A 19,649-nucleotide genomic window follows, 5' to 3' on the forward strand; every position below is an offset into this window, starting at 1 on the left:
ATATACCTATACCCTTCTTATATCGTTTACATTGAGTCACATAAGAATACAATTTTTCTCGTAAACGTTCCTGTATGTTCATTCATCAGGACTCCTTTCACATAGTTGAGTTAAAATGTCTATCTAGTATCAGTATGCAACACAAATCTACATAAAAATAGGACACTAATAGTCACCCCCGTGACTATTAGTGTCCTTTACAAATCATATAATTTATGATAACACTTATTGTTTTTTCATAGCTTGAAGTTTTGGACCAATCAACCGTTTATAAACTTCAACACCAGGTTGATCAAAGGCATCAACACCAGCTAAAATCGATTCAAAATACACGGCCCAACAATGCATAAACATAATTTCCCCTAAATGGAATGCATTTAATGTTGGTACAGTTATCGTCATATTAAAGCGATTGTCACTAGATAAAGCCTCTCTATTAGCATCTAATGCAATATTGAGAATATCACAAATGCCTACATTACCAAGTGCTTGCAATCGTTCATATTGACTATGTGTATTAGGCACTACGAGATTATGTTGCCACTCTTTAACCTTAATAAATTGAACGACCTTATTAAGGCGACCTTCTTGATGCTCTTGTACTTGAGCATGCATATCCATAGTTCCTACTGCCGCAACTGGTGTACGACCATAAGGTAAGCATGTATTACTCATCTTACCTAACGATTCGGACAATAGCTGTACATACCAATCAGATAAGGAATGAAGAGCTTCCCCATAAGGCATAAACACCTCAATAATACGACCATAACGTTCGGACGCAATATATTTTAGCAATGCACTTAATAAAGCAGGATTTTTGAAAATATCCTCTTCTTGGCAAGCAGCATCCATTGAAGCTGCACCAGCTAAGAACCCCTCAATATCAAAGCCCACAAGAGCCGCTGTTACAAAACCAACCTCTGTAAACACAGAGAAACGGCCACCTACACCATAAGGAATACTATAGGTTTTCCAATGATTTTCTAGTGCCATAGAACGTAGAACTGTAGGATGTTCATCATCAGACGTATCGGTAACAGCTACTACTTCATAATTTATATTCAGATCTTGTAATGCTTTTTCCAAAATCATGAAATTAGCCATTGGTTCGATAGTAGAGCCAGACTTAGAGGTGATAACGAGCATCACCTTATAGTCGGGTCCTTTTTTCTGAGCTTGATACTCTAAGGTACGAATAAGGCCTGATAAATAATCACCATCCACGTTAAATCCAGCAAAATACATCCGTGGATATCCGTTGCGTTCTTCTGTACTAAGATTATTCCAAAATGCACCACATTGAACATCAAAAATAACCTTACTACCCAAATAAGAACCACCAATACCTACAGATACAACTGTATCAATATTATGGCGAGCATAGTCCCTCAATTCATAAAGACGTTTTAGCATTGCAGGTGTATTAATACCATCTTCAGAAATATAAGGAAGTTGGTAAAACAATACCGGTTCAGGCAAGCCGTCCTTGGAAACATGGCCTTCTTCAAAGCCTGTAGAGCGTAAAATATTGGTGTGGCGCCAAACATTTTGTATAGCACGCTCAAAGTTTTTTACGTCTCGTTCTTGTATGCAACTTTCATTATATATGTTAGCGTAATCTAACTCGAACCCCGATTGTAATCGCAACATCAAATATCTCCTTCACTGACATTTTATGTACAATATTCTACTCATTATACCATAAAACAATGAATAAAATATTAGTTTATGCAATCAATTCACCCACAAACCATAACCAAACCCCACTGCATAAACAGACCATAACAATGCAATAGGGATAGCTAGTTTAAACTTAAGCTTTAAAGTCTTATGACGCCAAATAACCATGCCCAATAGCGCACCAAGGCCGCCAAAGGCAAATGCTAAAAATAATAATGTGAACTCTGAAATCCGATTATACCCCTTAATAGCACATAGCTTATCATATCCATACATGCTAAATACAATTAGATTCCATAGCCCTACAGTAACCCAGAATTGTGTATCACTCATGTCCCCAAACCTTATATACCTTACTTATGATGAGCTTTAAAATATTCTAATGTTTTTTGTAAGCCTTCATCTAATGTTGTTGAAGCTACAAATCCAAAATCACGTTCTGCCTTTGCATTACTTAAACGTGAATGTTTGATATCCCCTATGCGTTCGTCTTCATAATGAACCATAAAATCAGCACCACTAATAGATCTGAATCGTGTAATCAACTCATTAACAGATGTTCCCGTATTGGTAGACACGTTATAAATACCTGTACAGCTAGTATTGCCCATAGCCTTAATATTAGCTTCTACCACATCTTCTACATAAATGAAGTCTCTTGTTTGTTCCCCATCACCATATACGGTTAAAGGCTTACCTTCAACGATTAAACGATTGAAAATACTAATAACGCCACCTTCACCACCATCACCTTGACGTGGACCATATACATTGGCATATCTAAAGCATACTGTATTTAACCCGAAAGCTTCACGATAGATACGTAAATACCCTTCTGCAGTAAGCTTAGTCAAACCATAGAAGGATGATGGCATACCACTTAGTTCTTCTGTCAATGGTAATACTGCTAAGTCCCCATACACAGCAGCCGAAGAAGGCATTAAGAATTGTTCAACTTTCACCTTACGACAGGCATCAAGTACATTAATAAGCCCTAACAAATTAACATCACAGTCATAACTTGGATTCTCCATAGAGGATTGAACCATAGTTTGAGCAGCCTCATGAAATACAATAGAGGGCTTAAACTCTTCAAAAACAGATAATAATTTTGGATCTCGTACATCCATCTCAATAAATTGAGCAGAATCATGTACAAAAGAACGCATACCTGTAGATAAATTATCTATAACGAGCACATTGTGCCCCAATTCAATTAATCGATCAACGAGATGGGAACCAATAAAACCGGCTCCACCTGTAACACATATATTCATAACACCCTCCTTTCTGAGAAAGTTAAATTCCCGCGCCTTGTTTGGCTAGTACATCAGCCATTTCATTATATGTATCACCCGTATGAGCAGCTACCTTGTGAAAGTGTACGCGCACACGGTCTTTTATAGAGTCATAAAACGCAGCATAAAATTGAGTCAGTGCATTATTGCGTTTCCATCGTTTAGTAGCCCACATTTCAATCCCCATATAATCATAATATAGGGAACATTCTGGAATACCATGATCAACGGCATATTTCATAACATACATAGCAGCTAGTAGCTCACCAGCTACATTCCAAAATGATGTATATCGTTCATCATTAGAAGGAAATGAAAAAGTCTTCTTAGACCCATTCAAGAAGATAACGCCACCAGCACCAACTGTATTGGTACCTTTATTATAACTACCATCAATATAAGCAATAATATGGTCGGCCTTAGTAAAATCTGGTTTCACCACATTTGGAGATACCTTATTTTGAACTTTAGAACTAAATCCTATAGGTCTAGAATTCATAGATTTAGACTTAACTGCTTGTGGCGATTTAGGTTCGCTCCGTTTAGCACTCATAAAATCACTCAAGGATAATCCTGAATCATCTACAAAGGCACGTGCTTCTGCTTCTGTAGAGAAAGATTTGTAGATAGCACCGCCAAAACCCTTTACCTGTTTCTCACAGTCAGCCCAGGTAGTATAAACTCCTGGTACACGGCCTTGACGAACTGCATAAAACTTCTTTGCCATACGTACCTCTTAATGATCCATTGTAAGTACTACAAATTCAGCATTTACAACAGAGGCCAAATCCTTTGGATTTACCTTCATCTGCATGCCTCGTAGACCAGCGCTTACATATACAAACTCTTGAGGTTCCATTGTGGCATCAAAATAGGTAGGAAACGATTTTTTCATCCCCACTGGAGAACATCCGCCCCGTAAGTATCCGGTAATACCTAGTAAGTCCTTAACATGAACCAGTTCTACAGACTTATTATGACTGACACGAGCCGCTTGTTTCATATCTAGCTCTTCAGCCACTGGAATACAGAATACTACAAACCCTGTTTTATCGCCCTTACCAACTAGTGTTTTAAAGACTTGTTTTTCATCGAGTCCTAAAGCTTCTACTACATGAAGGCCTGCAGCACGCTCTTCAGACCACTCATATTCGCTAATACTATAAGGTATCTTATGAGTATCTAAAATACGTAATGCATTTGTTTTTTTATGTTTCTCTTTACCCACTATAACCTCCATATACTAGCATAACAAATAAATTTAATCATACCATAATATATTTCTATCGATAAATATATTTTTCATTACTATTTATTTACGATTTTATTAATATTTTTTAGTTCAATACGCAAGGTTCCATCATCATTAGTTTTGATTTCAATGAACTCGCGATTTTTCATATACTCTACAGGAAAAGAAATTTCAATGCCCGTATCGGTTTTAATCTTATGATGTTCACCAACCTTCGTAGCAAACTCTCGATTAACAGGTAGAGGCCTCATCATATCAGCATCAGCTAATTCTTTCTTAGCCGCCTCTTGTTGAACAGGATTGGCTTTAAATACCTCTTCCACAATGCGAACAGGATCTACTGTATCAGATACTTCTGCATTTTTCGCAATCATAGACTTTGCAATCGTCAATTCAACGACACCATCTGACTCATGGGCTTGAGCCACCTTATCTACAATAGCTTTTACCTTTTTCACTGTATCTCGGGAGGACTGATTAGTACCTAATTGTAATACCTTATCGGCTAAAATATAGGATACTTCACCATCAAATTCACCTTTAGGTTCAAAAATGCGAACACTAAAATCAAGTAGATTAATAGATGCAAAAGCTCGCAATTTCTGTGATGGCATCGGCAACACAGCCTTATGAGAAACAAGTTCTGTGGCTAAGCTGCCATCATCTTCACTAAATAGTTGATGTGTAAAAGCATCATGAGCTTGGCACAAAAGAATACAAATATAAGTCGTATCTGTAACAGCTTCACAAATAATCGTATCGATAACTACGGAGTCCGTTGCTTGTTTCATATAGGTAAACAAGCTTTCACCTAAATTCTTAGATAAATCTATAAACTTGAGGTCTCCCTTTTTATATTCCACCAGCTGTTTACCAAATGGACTTGCATCATGTAAGGTACCTGTTCTAGCGCCTGGATCTTTGAAAGCCTTAGCTACATGATTAGCAATATAATCTTGTATAGCTTGATCGCCAACCTTTAGTTCATGTTCAGAATATACGGCTAAAGAGGACGTAAAGTCAAAAATCTCTAGCGCAGCCTTATTAATCTGCATGATGCCTCCTTTTTATAGAAAAAACGATTACCCTTTATTATACCACTCTTTTAGCTTTCGTTTATCAACTTTTGAACATTCTGTAAGGGGTAACATAGGAATCTGTAACATTGTTTTTGGCCACTCTACAGAAGGTCTTTCATGATGAATCCGTTCTATAATTTCACTTAATTCAGCATTATCCTCTAATACTACATAAGCAACAAAATCTTCCCCGCGTATATCATCATTAATCGTAATAACAGCGACTTCAGAAACGCCCTGTAAGGATTGTAAATACGATTCCATTTCAGGAATAGAAATTTTATATCCCCCTTTATTGATGACATCACCTTGTCGTCCGCTAAACATAAGGTATCCATCTTTATCAATATAGCCACAATCATTTACAGTATAAGTATCCGGAATCCCTTCAATATGAAATTTTGTCGTTACATAAATAACATCATCAGCCTCTGTAATTTTAACAGATGGAAACGGTCTTCCCACAGTACCTTCTCTATCTAACCACTCTTTACCTGTACAATAGGTTATATAGTTAAGCTCAGATGCACCATAATAGAGAATAAACTCCATGTTTGGACATATTAGTTCTAGCTGTTTCATCAACTGTCGATCCAATACTTGAGATCCTGCGATGATATAGTTAATAGAGTCTAGTTTACTTTTGCAATGACGTACTAATAATCGTAATTTTGTAGGTAATGCATATATATGGTCCACATGATATTTCTTAATAAGCTGTATCCATCGATTTGGACGTAATGTACTCGTTGTAATCACTGTTCCACCAGCCCACAGCACACCGATAACCATATTACTAACACCGGTGAAACTAAAGCTTCCATGTAAGAATATTTTTGTATCTTTGTTTATATGAAAAATATCATTTTGGATATCAAAGAACTCTCTCCACGAGCTCTCACTACGCCACAAAGGTTTTGGACGCCCAGTAGTTCCAGACGTAAGTACACCAAAATCAGCTAAAGGTGCTACCCCTTTATATGCTATAATACGAGCCAATTCCTCTACATACTCTGTATCCATCTCGTTATGGCATACCATAGGAATATAACCTGTATACAATGCCCCCAACCACTGTACAAGTTGTTCCACAAATGATTGACTCTGAATTAAAGCAACTATATATTTCGGTGATTCTTTAGTTTGAGCAACATTTACTATACGACTAGTATCATTAATATCTATGGATAAAATAGCATCATACAAACCACCATATGTATACTTTTTATCATCTATAATTAGAGCAATCTTGTGAGGATCTAATTCTTTATATTGTCGTAAACGTTCAATAATTGTCATTTTACATTCGTTCCATAATTAAGGCAGTTCCTGTACCGCCTGCGCCGGCAATAGCACACAAACCGTATCGACCATTACAGGATTCTAAAGCAGCCATGCAATGAAGAGCTAAAATAGCCCCAGAGCAACCATAAGGATGTCCATAGGCTAATGCACCACCAAGCATATTATATTTCCCCATATGATCAGGGTAGGACTTCTCAAAGAGAGCATCAATAATGGCAAAGGCTTCATTCCATTCCACCACGTCCATATCATCCATAGTTAAATCTGTCTGTTTTAAAATAGCTTTAGTACTTTCAAGAGCACCTTCTGGACTAAACTGAGGATTTCCAGCCCAAGGCATGATACTATGAATTCTAAATGGCCCTTTTTCATTAGATACATATACAAAAGCCGCGCCATCATGAGTTAAACAAGCATTGCCTGCATTTGTAATGGAATTAGGTCCTAATAAAGGCTTCATACGTGATAATAGTTTCTCATTCATCTTAGGGCGAATACATTCATCTACACATGCTTTTCCATCGATGGTAATAGGCATAATGTAAGATTTCAAATGCGGATTATTTAAAGCTTCAGAAGCGCGTTTGTGACTACCAATAATATAGGGATATAAATCTTCCTTGAGTACATTATGTTTTTGAATCGTCCTCTCTGCCCCTTCTAACATAGCTAGAGGAGAACAATCGTTAGGGCTAAACTGAGCAACCTTATATAGGCCTTCACGATTATCACCAGCTGCATACATCCTATCGGGCTGTAATGAAGAACTTTCAATACCACCAGCAATAGCCGAATCCATAACACCTGATGCAATATGTGTATAGGCCATCTCAATACTCATCAAGGCTGATGCACATTGCATATCTACGGTAATCGCAGGAACAGAATTCGGTAAATTAGTCATGAGCCCCATAAGGCGACCAATATTCCCACCTGTACCAACTGCATTACCACAAAAGATCCCATCCACTTGTGAAATATCATAACGATTGATTAATTCATTAATGAGTTGAGCTCCTAACATTTCAGGTCTCATATTTCTATATTGTCCATTTAATACGCCTATAGGTATTCTAAGCCCACCATGAATATATACTGACATATTAGCTCCTATAAGAAAATGCAGAAAAGAGGCATCCCAAGGAATGCCTCTTTTCATTATTACATTCTAAATTTTAATTTTAGTTGCTAACCAAGAAGCAACGAGACATTTTACAATATCCCCAGGAATGAATGGGAACATTACTACAGGCAATGCCGCCCAAAGTTCAGTTTTTGTTACAATCATAAAGCCTGCAACGCCAAATAGATATACTACAGGAATAGTAATTACAAGAGAACGCCATGCATAAGAGAAAAAGCTCTTCTTAGAACCTTTGAATACGCTTAATAATGTATAAGCTATTGGCCAAGAGAAGATAAAGCCCCCTGTTGGTCCTAATAATTTACCAAGACCTGCTGTGCCACCAACGAATACTGGTAAACCTACAGCACCAAGTAAAACGTAAATGATAAATACAATAAATGCATCCTTTGGTTGCAATAATAGACCTGTTAATGTAGCCACCAAAGTCAATGCAGTTACCATGGCCGGACTAAATGGCAATGGGAAAGAAATATATGCTGAAATACATAATAAGGCTGTTAATAAAGCCATTTTTGTTAAACGTCTTGCTTCCATAATTACCTCTAACTAATACATCTTTGTTTTAAAGATGTTAAATCTTCATTTTCACCAAAAAAAGTAGCCGAAAAAGCTAATGTATCACCTATATACCCTTCTACTTGAGCATCTTCAGAATTTTCCACCAAAGTTACCTGATCATCTGCAATAACGGGTGCATGAAAATAAATAGCCATCTGCTGCGCAGATTTACTAATATTCCAATAATTCCATAAATTTTCTAGAATCATACAACCCGGTACCACATAGGGTGCTTCTCGATGAATCTCATTAGTATCATTAATATCGTTTACAAATCGTATTATATCGTCCTTAGAAAAAGATATAGTACGGTCGTTTTTCTCTTGATGAATTGTAGAACGGATACGAAAATGTTTCGGTACCGGTCGTAAATCAACAATTAAAAAGCCTGATTTATCTAGAATACCAACCGTAGTAGTTTTAGCAACTTGATATAAAATACCACAGATAGATTGATCACTACCCGAAGCATCATAATGCATATGCTTAATAACACTATGCCCTGGTAATCCAAAATCATTATTACACAATGTTGTAAAGAGCGATCTCATATAATCACAGTCCTTTATTTATTCAATAAATTGATTATAATCAACATTATTTTATTAGTCAACAAAATCACATCCGATTTGTTGACAATAATGCAAAAATATCGCTACCAATTAAAAGAACCTATGGTAACATCCACAGGTTCTTTCTTATATACATATATAGCTTCACTATTTAAGGTCTAGTTCTTTCAAATATGCTTTGAAGTTCTCACCTAACTCTTCATTACGAAGGGCATACTCAACAGTAGCTTTCAAGTAACCTAATTTATCGCCTGTATCGTAACGAATACCTTCATAAGCTAATGCATACGTATCGGTTTTAGATGCTGCTAGAGCATCAGTTAATTGAACTTCATTACCTACGCCTGGTTTTGTATTTTCTAAAATATTGAAAATATCTGGCGTTAAAATGTAACGACCTAATACTGCTAGTCTAGATGGTGCATCTTCTTTTTTTGGTTTTTCTACCAAATTATGAACGCGATATAAATTATCCGCTAATGCTTCACCAGATACAATGCCATAAGAGCTAACTTTATCCTCAGGTACAAATTGAGCCCCTAAGATAATACCAGGATGTTCATCGTAACACTCAATTAACTGTTTAAGGCATGGATTTTCAGGATTATATACAATATCATCACCAAGCAATACAGCAAATGGTTCATCACCAATAAAGGCTTTTGCACATAGTACAGCATCGCCAAGACCACGAGGAGCTTTTTGACGAATAAAGTGAACTTTAATATCTGCTAAGTCTTTAATCATAGCCAATTGTTTATTTTTACCTTGGCTTTGTAAAAGCAATTCTAGTTCCACACTGCTATCAAAATGATCTTCAATAGCGCGTTTATTACGGCCTGTAATGATTAGGATCTCTTCAATACCAGAATCTAATGCTTCTTTTACAATATATTGGATAGCAGGTGTATCCACGATAGGAAGCATTTCCTTTGGTTGTGCTTTAGTAGCTGGTAAGAAGCGTGTACCAAAGCCAGCTGCTGGAATAACGGCTTTTCTAATACGTTGCATAGTTATCTCCTAATTAAAAGTCTTTGCCAACAAATTTGATTTTCCATTGATCATTATTGCTTCTATGTGCATCCTTATAAGTTAAGTACAAGTCAAAGGAATGTAAATCACGATGCCATGTATAATATACAGAGTCTATCTGACCACTCATCATATTTGTTTTAACACTTACAGACACATCATCTAAGCGAGTCAATTTATAGTTACCGCCATAGATGAGCTCTTTAGGAAGCTCTGTAGTATCAAATCGATATGGAGAGTTATTATAAGAAATATTACGTTGATTATAGCTAACCCATACATTAGCACGATTTCCCACTTTAGAGCGGAATCTAGCGCCCCAGTAAGGCATGCTACGAATCGTGCCATCGTAACCATAGTAGTCGCGTTGGTAACCGCCCAAGAAGCGTAAATCGGCATTTTTGCCAAGCTTAATTGGATCATGAGATATTTCTGTATAGTATTCCTTATGGGAACCTTTTACAGAACCTTCTTTCCAATAACCGGCATTAACGCCACCGCGTACAGTTACTGGTGATTTACCCACATGATACGTATGAGTATCTAAACGGGCCTCACCAATCTTTTCAACCCATACCGTTTCATCATTATATTCATTAGATTCTTTACTGTACCCAATTGACGCAGTAGCCCAAGGCAAGTAGTGTCTATAACCAACTTTTGGTTTAAAGCCTGATTTTGAATACCAGCGATAATCGATATAAGCTTCACCATGCTTACCAATTGGATAATCAGTACTACCATGCAAGCCAAGTCCATCATCACTACTATATGTAGGCTTTGGAACTAATGAGAATATACTGAATTTTCCTTCTTTATCATGACGCAAGGACGCTGTATAAGAAGGTAAAGATAAAACCTTAAAGTTTTTAATGTAGAAAGACGGTTTTTTAATAATGACTTTATCGCCAGGATACACCTTGATATCTTGACCTTCTACACGATAATCTGGTGTATGTTTAAAGGCCATCGCATGTTTTGTGGTAACCATGCCTTTATCCATATGACCAGTTTCACCATCAAATGTAGCATTTTGCCCCTTCACATAGTAAGGATCATTCCAACCAAACGCTTGGTCAGCTGTAAAATGACGGTCACTAGTCCGATATGTCATATTTTGACCTGTAATATCCTTTGTTTTACCGCCATTTTCCAAAAAGCGATACCCACCAACAGTACGGTATTCTGTAGTTTTTGTATTACCTTCTATACGTGGTGCCATCAAGGTTTGATTACCTTGAGTCACTACTACATCACCTTGTGCATATACATCACCAGTGGACCCAGTATAGGACATTTTATCTGCATCAATACGAGTCGGCAATTGTTCTGTAGGTTGATCAGACTTTGCCTTTTCACCACGACGTACAACACGGATATTACTATTTTCAGGTGTAGATGCTTTAGAGATTTCTCCAAGATAGGATTGATCAACGCTATCCAATTGATCTTGATATACCGTGGTTGACTCCGTAGCGGCCCATACTGGTTGTGCTAAACAAAAAACACAAGCCGCTGCCAGCCATTGTACTTTACGTTTCCTCATGGTTACTAGAACTCCTCTTGCTTTAAGAATTTGTTAATTATTGATTACGCTTTACAACTACGATAGGTTGAGAAACATTTTCTACCGGTTCTTCTTGTTCTTCTACTGCTGCTGGTTCCTCTGTTGTTGTTTCATTTTCATCAACAGCTGCTTCATTAGTGTCTACAGTCCCTTCAGATTCATCAGCCGTATTAGGTACAGTTACTGCTTCAGCCAATTCATCATCACTGTGAGCCAAACCATCACCACCAATTACAAGACCTTGAATTGTAACAGAATCTTGAGGTTGTACATAAATGGTTGCACCAGCAGGGTATTCAATATTTTTACCCTTAACAAAGGCACCACCTACTAAGCCTACTGGTCCAAGTAAAACAGCACCAGCTACGGATGCACCAGCTGCTTTAACTTCACTGCGAGTTTTATCCTTAGCTTCTTTACCTTGTACTGCAGTAAATTCAGTACCATCAATAGCAGGGATTGTGTCAAATGTGATGTCTAATACACCATTACGACCAAAGGAACGAGCCTTTTTCAAGGATGTAATTGTACCAGATCCTACTGTACCTGCAGGTACCAATAACACATTGCCATCCATTACATTTTCAGCTACTGTGAAAGCAACAGTGTCGCCTTCATGGCTAGTTTTAGAAGAAACAGCGTCATTCAAGGTAACTTTGAAGACTTGGTTGCCAGCTAATGTACCAACTTGGTTAGTAAGCGTTACATTGCTACCATATACTTTTGTTTTCAAAGAAATGATACGTTTTTGTAAAGAGCCGCTACCAATACGACCATTAACGCTACGTTCCATCTTTTCTACGCGATCTACAAGAGAACCTGCGTTAATGCTATTTTGATATGTATATTCAAGCGCATCCATTTCTTCGCGCAAAGAAATGTTTGTGCCACTACCTTCTACGGAGTTATAGAGGGAATCAACACGTTTGCTCAATGTAGCAGAATTGCCATTGAAACCAGTACCATACACGGTTTCATCAAGTTGATTAATGCGGTCCACTACAGCACCATCTTGTACTGCACCATATACAGTAGTTTCCAAAACATTTGTTTTCTCTGTAACTGTGCCAGGAGCAGCAAATGCAGTGCCTGAAATCAAGGATGCCATTAAAAGTGTAAGTACTTGCTTCTTCATAAATTCCTCCACAACGTATCTAATGTATAACTGTTATACAACAGAATAAGCACGGGCCTAAGACCGTGCTTATTCCCTGAGTCTACTATTTTATATGCTCAGTGGCCATTAAATTTTCAAATCGATAATCGCAGATACACCTACGCCTTGAACACGAGATGCACCAACTGGGTTTGTGCTATCAACAGGTACTAAACCTTTAACACGAACCATACCGTTAAAGCTACCTTCTACTTGGGCAACGGCTTTAACTTGTTCAATGCTAGATGCAGGACCAGTAACTTGAGCAGCACCGATATAACCTTTTGTACCAATACTGATGATAGGTACAACTTTAGTTGTATATTCTGTGCTTAAGTTATTTTGTTTCAATAATTTATTCAAGAAAGAGTCAATTTGTGGACCGAATTTGTTGATAACAATACCGATACCACCAATTTTAGCTGCACCGCCAAGAATACTGCTAAGGCCGCCAGCTTGAGTAGTCAAGATACCGCCAAATGCAGTTGTAGTTAAACAAATCCCTAGAACAGCTGTAATAATCTTCTTTTTCATAATAAGCCTCCTATAGATACTTATATTTTAACAAATTCTATACATAGATTCTAGTGAAAGTATAAGAACTTACACATAAAGATACTAGCATTGTATAAAAGTCCGATGAACAATCAATGAATTTTACACAACTTAATTTAATGCTACCATCATAAAGAATTAGTGTCAATATCAAGTCTAACTCATACTCTATAGGCCTAAAATAGTTCTTATCTTTACATATCTTTACGACTTAGAGAAACTCAATTATATAATTAGCAGATACGAGGAACTTGATCTTCACCTAACAAATCGATTAAGCGAACACCACCAATAGCAGTTTGCAAACCAACCTTACCAATATTCTTATCTAATGTTTTGCCAATTAGCACCGATTCTTTACCTTCTTCAAAGCTGTGAAGAATAGATAGAACTTCATCTGTAACGGATGGATCTACTACGAGTACAACCTTTCCTTCATTTGCTAAATATAACGGATCATATCCCAAAATATCACAAACAGATTGTACTTCGGCGTGAATTGGTATAGCCGCTTCTTCTACCTTAATACCCACTTGGCTTTGATCTGCAATTTCTTTTAAAACAGTCCCTAAGCCACCCCGTGTAGGATCTCGCAATAGAGCCACTTGAGGACCTACTTTATCAAGTACAGCATGAACCATGTTATTTAAAGGAGCACAGTCAGTTTTTAACGCATCAGATAGATCCAATCCAAATCGTTGTCCCATAACAGCAATAGAATGATCGCCAATAGCACCAGATAAAATAATATCCATTCCCGCTTTCACACGATGCGGACCAATATCAATCCCCTCCGGAATCATGCCAATCCCCGCTGTATTTATGTAGATTTTATCTACCTCGCCCTTTTTAACAACCTTAGTGTCTCCTGTAACAATTTGTACATTTGCAGCTTTAGCCATATCCGACATAGTATGAAGAATTTCATCTAGCTCATCAAAAGCCAATCCTTCTTCTAAGATAAGTCCACAACTCAAATATTGTGGAATAGCACCATTCATGGCTAAATCATTCACAGTACCACAGACAGCTAATTTACCAATATTACCGCCAGGGAAAAACGTTGGTTGTACTACATAGGAATCTGTAGAAAACGCCATACGTCCTGCTGTAACGGGAAATTGAGCACCATCATGTAAAGGAGCCAATAAATCATTTGTAAAGTATTTCAAAATAAAACGCTCGGTCAATTCATGACTAAATCGACCGCCATTCCCATGGACTAAGCGAACTCGTTCCATATTAATCCTCCCACGTCGATCCACCACTGGAATAACCGTATTTATACCACGCTGCACAACTACCTTCTACAGATACCATGCAAGCACCAACAGGGTGGTCAGCAGTACAGCTTTTACCAAATAATGGACATTCACTTGGCTTAATAAGCCCTTGCAATACACGACCACATTGGCACCCTTTTGGATCAAGAGAAGGCTTTTCAAGCTGGATAGGTAATGCACGTTCCACATCATAGGCTGCATATGCATCCTTTAATCTTAAGCCAGAGTTTGGAATAACACCGATACCACGCCACGCATCATCACATACATCATATACTTCTTTGATCATCGCTTGCGCTACCGGATTCCCCTTCTGCATAACTACAGAATGATAGGTATTACCCACCACAAAATTACCGGTTTTACGTTGCTCTAAAATATTTGCTATAGCAGATAAAATCTCAAGTCCATCAAAGCCAGCAATACAAGACGGTATGTGATATTCTTCAGGTAAGAATCGGTATGGTTCTTCTCCGATAATAACACTCACATGGCCCGGCAAAATAAAACCATCAATATGACCTTCTTGTTTATCTAATAAAGCTCGCAATGCAGGAGGCACTAATTTATGAGATACAAGGAAGAAAACATTCTTCAATCCTGCTGCATGAACGGCTTTTACAGTTGCACAAATAACGGCAATAGTCGTTTCAAAGCCGATAGCTAAAAATACGATTTTCTTTTCCGGGTATTTCTTACTAAGTTCTACCACTTCTAAAGGGGTATAAATTACATGGATATGGGCACCCTTTGTTTGAGCTTCACTAAGACTGCTATAACTACCTGGCACCTTTAACATATCCCCAAAGGTTGCAATAATAACATCATCACGTTCAGCATAAGCCAAAGCCTTATCCATATACGTTTGATCTGTTACACATACAGGACATCCGGGTCCACTAACAAGTTCAATGCCACTTGGCAATAACTGACGAAGACCTTCACGGAAAATCGATACAGTATGTGTACCACAAACTTCCATAAGTCTTACGGTTTCTCCTGGCTTATGAAGAGCATTGATACGTTTTAACAATGCATCAGCACTGTTCTGCTTTTCCTGCAAAGTAAGCTTCTTCAAGTTCTTCTAGCTCCTTAAAGGCCTCTAATGTTTTTTGTGCCTCTTCTTCATCAACAATTTGTACAGCAAAACCTGCATGGACTAACAACCAGTCCCCTACCTTTGCCTCTGGTACGAGGAGTAAGCTGCAGTCACGGGTGGCGCCTGTTAATTCAACAGTGCCAATAACATCATTCACAGCTACTAACTGTGCTGGTACAGCTAAGCACATAATATCTCCTTATATATTACTTTAATAACAAATTCTATGAGTCTACTCTTATGTAAGCAAACTCATTATATATAAATATTTCTAATATCATTTTATCACAATAATAGTAATTATTAAGTGATACTAGCTACAAGAGTATATAACTATTTCTGATTACCAATCCATAATTGGCCGAGTGCTAAGCCCCCATCATTAGAAGGGACAGCTTCATTCATATATAAATTGCCTACATGCCAAGCGCGATATATTAACTCTACTAATTTGCGATTTTGAAATACACCGCCTGATATGGCCGCATCACTAATGTTATATCGCTCCATTAAATCCGCTGAAGTTTCACATAATGCAATGGCAACAGTTTTATGGAATGATGCTGCAAGATGCGCTCTAGACTCACCTTTAAAAACACCATCCATAATAGATTGAACAGTTGGTGTAAAATCAAGAATTCGCCCGTTATAGTTATAATCAAGCAATGTGCCTTTTTCATCACCACATAAAGATTCTAATGCAATAGCAATTTGCGCATCATAGGTATGAATCATACCTAGTCCTAAAAGAGAACCTACTGCATCAAATAAACGTCCACAGCTCGTTGCTTGAATCATAGGCATTGTAGATTGTAATGCTTTATCTAATATTTCCCAACCTTTAGGTAGCCTTTTCATCCAATCTTGGTAGACAGGTGGAATATCATTACCATAATAATTTCTGATATACCACAAGGCTTGACGCCATGGCTCAGAAACCGCTTTTTCTCCGCCTGGTAACGGTGCTTCATGGATATGAGCTAATCGTTGATATTGGTTGCCTTTACAAAGGAGAAATTCACCGCCCCATACGCTACCATCTGGGCCATATCCTGTTCCATCCATGGCAATACCAAGAACTGGACCTTCTAGATTGTGTTCTGCCATTACTGATGCAATATGAGCATGATGATGTTGAATAGGTATTACAGAAATCTGTGAACTTTTACCAATACGCTCCCCTAAGTGAGAAGAGAAAAATTGAGGATGACTATCTACAATTATTTTCTCTGGTTGTATAGAAAATAATTTCTCATATCGGTCAATGGTCCACTCCAAAGTTGTATGAGTAGACGCATTTTGTAGATCACCAATATGCGGTCCTACCAGAACTTCAGAACCTTTATTCACAGCAAAGGCATTTTTCAAATCACTACCCATAGCTAATATCGGACTTTGTCCTGAAATTTCACAATGAATAGGTTCTGGTACATAGCCACGACTACGACGAATAAATCTAGGTTTATTATTAATAACAGTTACAACAGAGTCATCGAGAGGTGCATAAATTTGCCGATTGTGAACCAAGAAATAATCAGCAACGGCCCCTAACTCTTCAAATGCTTGATCATCATCATATAAAACGGGATCACCACTACGGTTACCACTCGTCATAACCCACGCCGCATCTGATGGCAATAGCACCTCATGCATCGGTGTATATGGTAACATTACGCCAAGCATATGATTATCTGGCGCTACATGGGAACTCAAATGGACTAAGCTATCGTGATTTCTTTTTAATAATACAATAGGACGTTCCATTCCCGTCAAAACATCAAGTTCTTCATCACTAAGATGGACAAGCTCAATTGCCGTATCTAGGGACCCTACCATAATTGCTAACGGTTTATGTGGTCGATTCTTACGCTTACGCAAGCGTTGGACCGCCGCATCATTTCGAGCATCACAAACTAGGTGGTAGCCACCTATCCCTTTTATAGCAATAATACTACCTTCATTGATTAATTCACGGGTAGTATTCCATATATTTACAGTATCTACAACCGTACGATTAGGTTTATATAAAGTATAATAAGGACCACATTGAACACAAGCATTTGGTTCAGCACGATAACGGCGCCCCTCTATATCTTCGTATTCAGCCTTACAAGCTTCACACATGGGAAACTCGTCCATCGTCGTTCGTTCACGATCATAGGGAAGAGATTTAATAATCGTATATCGTGGGCCACAATTTGTACAATTAATAAAAGGATATTCTTTTCTACGCTTGTCCTGTTGTAGTTCTTTAAGACAATCAGCACATGGCGCTGTATCGGCACTAATAAAGGTGCTAACTGCTTCCCCTAAAGGAGATGGCTCCACAGAAAACTCAACTTCATTATTTTTTATAGTTAGATGTTCTACTGTTTGACTTGTAATACGGCACAGTCTAGGTCGGTCATCTTGAATAGCATCTAAAAATAGCTGTAAATCACCAACACAACCTTGTACCTCAACGTAAACACCTTGGCTATCATTATAAACAAAACCAGTTAACCCTAGGGAATGTGCCCACATAGAAACAAGGGGCCGGAATCCGACCCCTTGAACTATACCGGTATAACGAATTCCCCAGCGTTCTATAGTTTGATTACTATTTTGTTTCATATAAGCTCCTACTATAGACGGAGAATTAATGGCTATTAACCTAATGCTACAGGAATACTGCCATCAATGCCAGCTTGTTCTAGCTCGGCTTGAATCATAATAGCACATTCAATACGTTTCTTTTGTAAACGGCAACCAAATTCATAAGGTGTTTCTAAATCGCCACCTAATGTAATGTTGTTAGCATGACAGCCACCGGAACAGAAGAATTTCGCCCAACATTCAGCACAAGTTGGTTTAGAAAATACATGTGTATTACGAAAATCTTTAGGAATTTCTGTATTTTGTAAACCATCATATACATTGCCAAGCACATATCCATCTTTACCTACGAATTGGTGACATGGGTAAATATCGCCATTAGGTACGACTGCCATATATTCATGACCTGCCCCACAACCGCGAAGGCGTTTTGCCATACATGGGCCACGATATAAATCCATACGGAAGTGGAAGAAATTAAACTTCTCGCCCCAACCTTCCAATTGACGTTGTAGGTAAATATCTGCTAATTTTTCATATTCTTTTTCAAGAACTGGCCAATCTTCTTCACGAAGTACATAGTCTCCTTCTTCACCTACTACAGGCTCCATGGATAAATGTTCGAAACCAAGATCAGACATAGCCATAACGTCTTTTGTAAAGTCTAAATTTTTATGTGTATACGTACCACGTACGTAGTATTCAAGGCCATGGCGTTGTTTTACAGCATTGATAAGATTTTTAGCAATATATTTATAAGATTCAGCACCACTACCAGCTACAGGGCGCATCGCATTATGTACAGATTCACGACCATCCAAAGATAATACAAGGCTCATCTTATGTTCGTTTACATAGTCGATTTTATCTTGTGTTAAGAGCATGCCGTTTGTAGTCAATGTAAGCTTGAAAATCTTATTGTGCTTTTCTTGAATGGATTCAATATATTCAACTGTTTGTTTAACAACATCCCAGTTCAATAAAGGTTCTCCACCAAAGAAGTCTATTTCACAATGTTGACGAGGGCCGCTCATTTTAATGAGGAAGTCCACTGCACGCTTCGCCACATCAAAACTCATTAATTCACGTTTTACACCGCCGTAATCACCTTGGCTGGCAAAACAGTATTTACATGCTAAATTACAATCATGAGCAATATTTAAGCATAATGCCTTAACAATAGGTTTTTCACCTACTACAAGTTTAAACTCTGTACTCATCGGAGCAAACAATTGCTCTGCTTTAATGAGCTCATCTAACTCATCCATAATCTCATCAAGTTCTACTGCATCTTCTTTAGCATCTAATGCAGCATGTACTGCATCGCGATTAGTGCCATCATATATGTCAAGAACTCTATCAATGAGTTCGTCGATAACGTGAATAATACCACTATTAACATCTAAGCAGTAATAGTTATCCTTCATCCGAAACTTATGGATCATTGGTTTTAATTCTAACATGGTAC

General features: G+C 37.8%; 19 protein-coding genes. All 19 read right to left on the bottom strand.

Annotated features, from left to right (window positions below):
* Positions 1 to 225: 225 nt before the first annotated feature.
* A complete protein-coding gene (locus QZ548_RS01190; RefSeq protein WP_295867486.1) occupies positions 226 to 1,653 on the bottom strand; it encodes a glucose-6-phosphate isomerase in 1,428 nt (475 codons plus the stop codon).
* 84 nt (positions 1,654 to 1,737) lie between these two features.
* The gene (locus QZ548_RS01195) at positions 1,738 to 2,016 is read right to left on the bottom strand and encodes a DUF1294 domain-containing protein (RefSeq protein WP_024065484.1); all 279 of its coding nucleotides are present in this window, start codon (positions 2,014 to 2,016) and stop codon (positions 1,738 to 1,740) included.
* A gap of 20 nt (positions 2,017 to 2,036) precedes the next feature.
* Positions 2,037 to 2,960 carry an NAD-dependent epimerase/dehydratase family protein gene (locus tag QZ548_RS01200; protein ID WP_105088996.1) on the bottom strand — a complete coding sequence of 308 codons (924 nt, stop codon included), beginning with the start codon at positions 2,958 to 2,960 and terminating at the stop codon, positions 2,037 to 2,039.
* Positions 2,961 to 2,982: 22 nt separating this feature from the next.
* On the bottom strand, positions 2,983 to 3,708 hold the full coding sequence (locus QZ548_RS01205) for a ribonuclease H family protein (protein WP_295867488.1): 726 nt from the start codon (positions 3,706 to 3,708) through the stop codon (positions 2,983 to 2,985).
* A gap of 9 nt (positions 3,709 to 3,717) precedes the next feature.
* Complete coding sequence (gene ybaK, locus QZ548_RS01210) at positions 3,718 to 4,209, bottom strand: Cys-tRNA(Pro) deacylase (RefSeq protein WP_105088994.1); 492 nt, start codon at positions 4,207 to 4,209, stop codon at positions 3,718 to 3,720.
* 80 nt (positions 4,210 to 4,289) lie between these two features.
* A complete protein-coding gene (locus QZ548_RS01215; RefSeq protein WP_295867490.1) occupies positions 4,290 to 5,288 on the bottom strand; it encodes a nucleoid-associated protein in 999 nt (332 codons plus the stop codon).
* Between the two features lie 27 nt (positions 5,289 to 5,315).
* Positions 5,316 to 6,611 carry an AMP-binding protein gene (locus QZ548_RS01220; RefSeq protein WP_295867492.1) on the bottom strand — a complete coding sequence of 432 codons (1,296 nt, stop codon included), beginning with the start codon at positions 6,609 to 6,611 and terminating at the stop codon, positions 5,316 to 5,318.
* Position 6,612: 1 nt separating this feature from the next.
* Entirely contained in the window at positions 6,613 to 7,719 is a 1,107-nt protein-coding gene (locus QZ548_RS01225; protein WP_295867494.1) for a thiolase family protein, read from the bottom strand.
* Between the two features lie 66 nt (positions 7,720 to 7,785).
* Positions 7,786 to 8,298 carry a biotin transporter BioY gene (locus tag QZ548_RS01230; RefSeq protein ID WP_005387058.1) on the bottom strand — a complete coding sequence of 171 codons (513 nt, stop codon included), beginning with the start codon at positions 8,296 to 8,298 and terminating at the stop codon, positions 7,786 to 7,788.
* Between the two features lie 8 nt (positions 8,299 to 8,306).
* Positions 8,307 to 8,873, bottom strand: coding sequence for a hypothetical protein (locus tag QZ548_RS01235; protein WP_105088990.1), 567 nt, complete (start codon positions 8,871 to 8,873; stop codon positions 8,307 to 8,309).
* A 168-nt stretch (positions 8,874 to 9,041) separates the two neighbouring features.
* Positions 9,042 to 9,905, bottom strand: a complete 864-nt coding sequence (galU, locus tag QZ548_RS01240) for a UTP--glucose-1-phosphate uridylyltransferase GalU (protein WP_005387062.1) — start codon at positions 9,903 to 9,905, stop codon at positions 9,042 to 9,044.
* Positions 9,906 to 9,918: 13 nt separating this feature from the next.
* Positions 9,919 to 11,472 (bottom strand): LptA/OstA family protein, encoded by a 1,554-nt coding sequence (locus tag QZ548_RS01245; protein WP_005387063.1) that lies wholly within the window; start codon positions 11,470 to 11,472, stop codon positions 9,919 to 9,921.
* Between the two features lie 37 nt (positions 11,473 to 11,509).
* Positions 11,510 to 12,628: a hypothetical protein gene (locus QZ548_RS01250; protein ID WP_295867500.1), complete on the bottom strand. Its 1,119-nt coding sequence runs from the start codon at positions 12,626 to 12,628 to the stop codon at positions 11,510 to 11,512.
* A 108-nt stretch (positions 12,629 to 12,736) separates the two neighbouring features.
* A complete protein-coding gene (locus QZ548_RS01255) occupies positions 12,737 to 13,183 on the bottom strand; it encodes a hypothetical protein (protein ID WP_005387067.1) in 447 nt (148 codons plus the stop codon).
* A 254-nt stretch (positions 13,184 to 13,437) separates the two neighbouring features.
* The gene (gene hypE / locus QZ548_RS01260; protein WP_119206290.1) at positions 13,438 to 14,445 is read right to left on the bottom strand and encodes a hydrogenase expression/formation protein HypE; all 1,008 of its coding nucleotides are present in this window, start codon (positions 14,443 to 14,445) and stop codon (positions 13,438 to 13,440) included.
* A 1-nt stretch (position 14,446) separates the two neighbouring features.
* Positions 14,447 to 15,565 (bottom strand): hydrogenase formation protein HypD, encoded by a 1,119-nt coding sequence (gene hypD / locus QZ548_RS01265; RefSeq protein ID WP_295867506.1) that lies wholly within the window; start codon positions 15,563 to 15,565, stop codon positions 14,447 to 14,449.
* Entirely contained in the window at positions 15,525 to 15,776 is a 252-nt protein-coding gene (locus QZ548_RS01270) for a HypC/HybG/HupF family hydrogenase formation chaperone (protein ID WP_005387071.1), read from the bottom strand. The genes hypD and QZ548_RS01270 overlap by 41 nt, the downstream gene beginning before the upstream one ends.
* Before the next feature lie 143 nt (positions 15,777 to 15,919).
* Entirely contained in the window at positions 15,920 to 18,199 is a 2,280-nt protein-coding gene (gene hypF / locus QZ548_RS01275; protein ID WP_295867509.1) for a carbamoyltransferase HypF, read from the bottom strand.
* A 35-nt stretch (positions 18,200 to 18,234) separates the two neighbouring features.
* Positions 18,235 to 19,644: a thioether cross-link-forming SCIFF peptide maturase gene (gene scfB, locus QZ548_RS01280; RefSeq protein WP_295867512.1), complete on the bottom strand. Its 1,410-nt coding sequence runs from the start codon at positions 19,642 to 19,644 to the stop codon at positions 18,235 to 18,237.
* Positions 19,645 to 19,649: the final 5 nt, after the last annotated feature.

It is taken from the genome of uncultured Veillonella sp. (assembly GCF_915069625.1).
Taxonomy (GTDB): domain Bacteria; phylum Bacillota; class Negativicutes; order Veillonellales; family Veillonellaceae; genus Veillonella.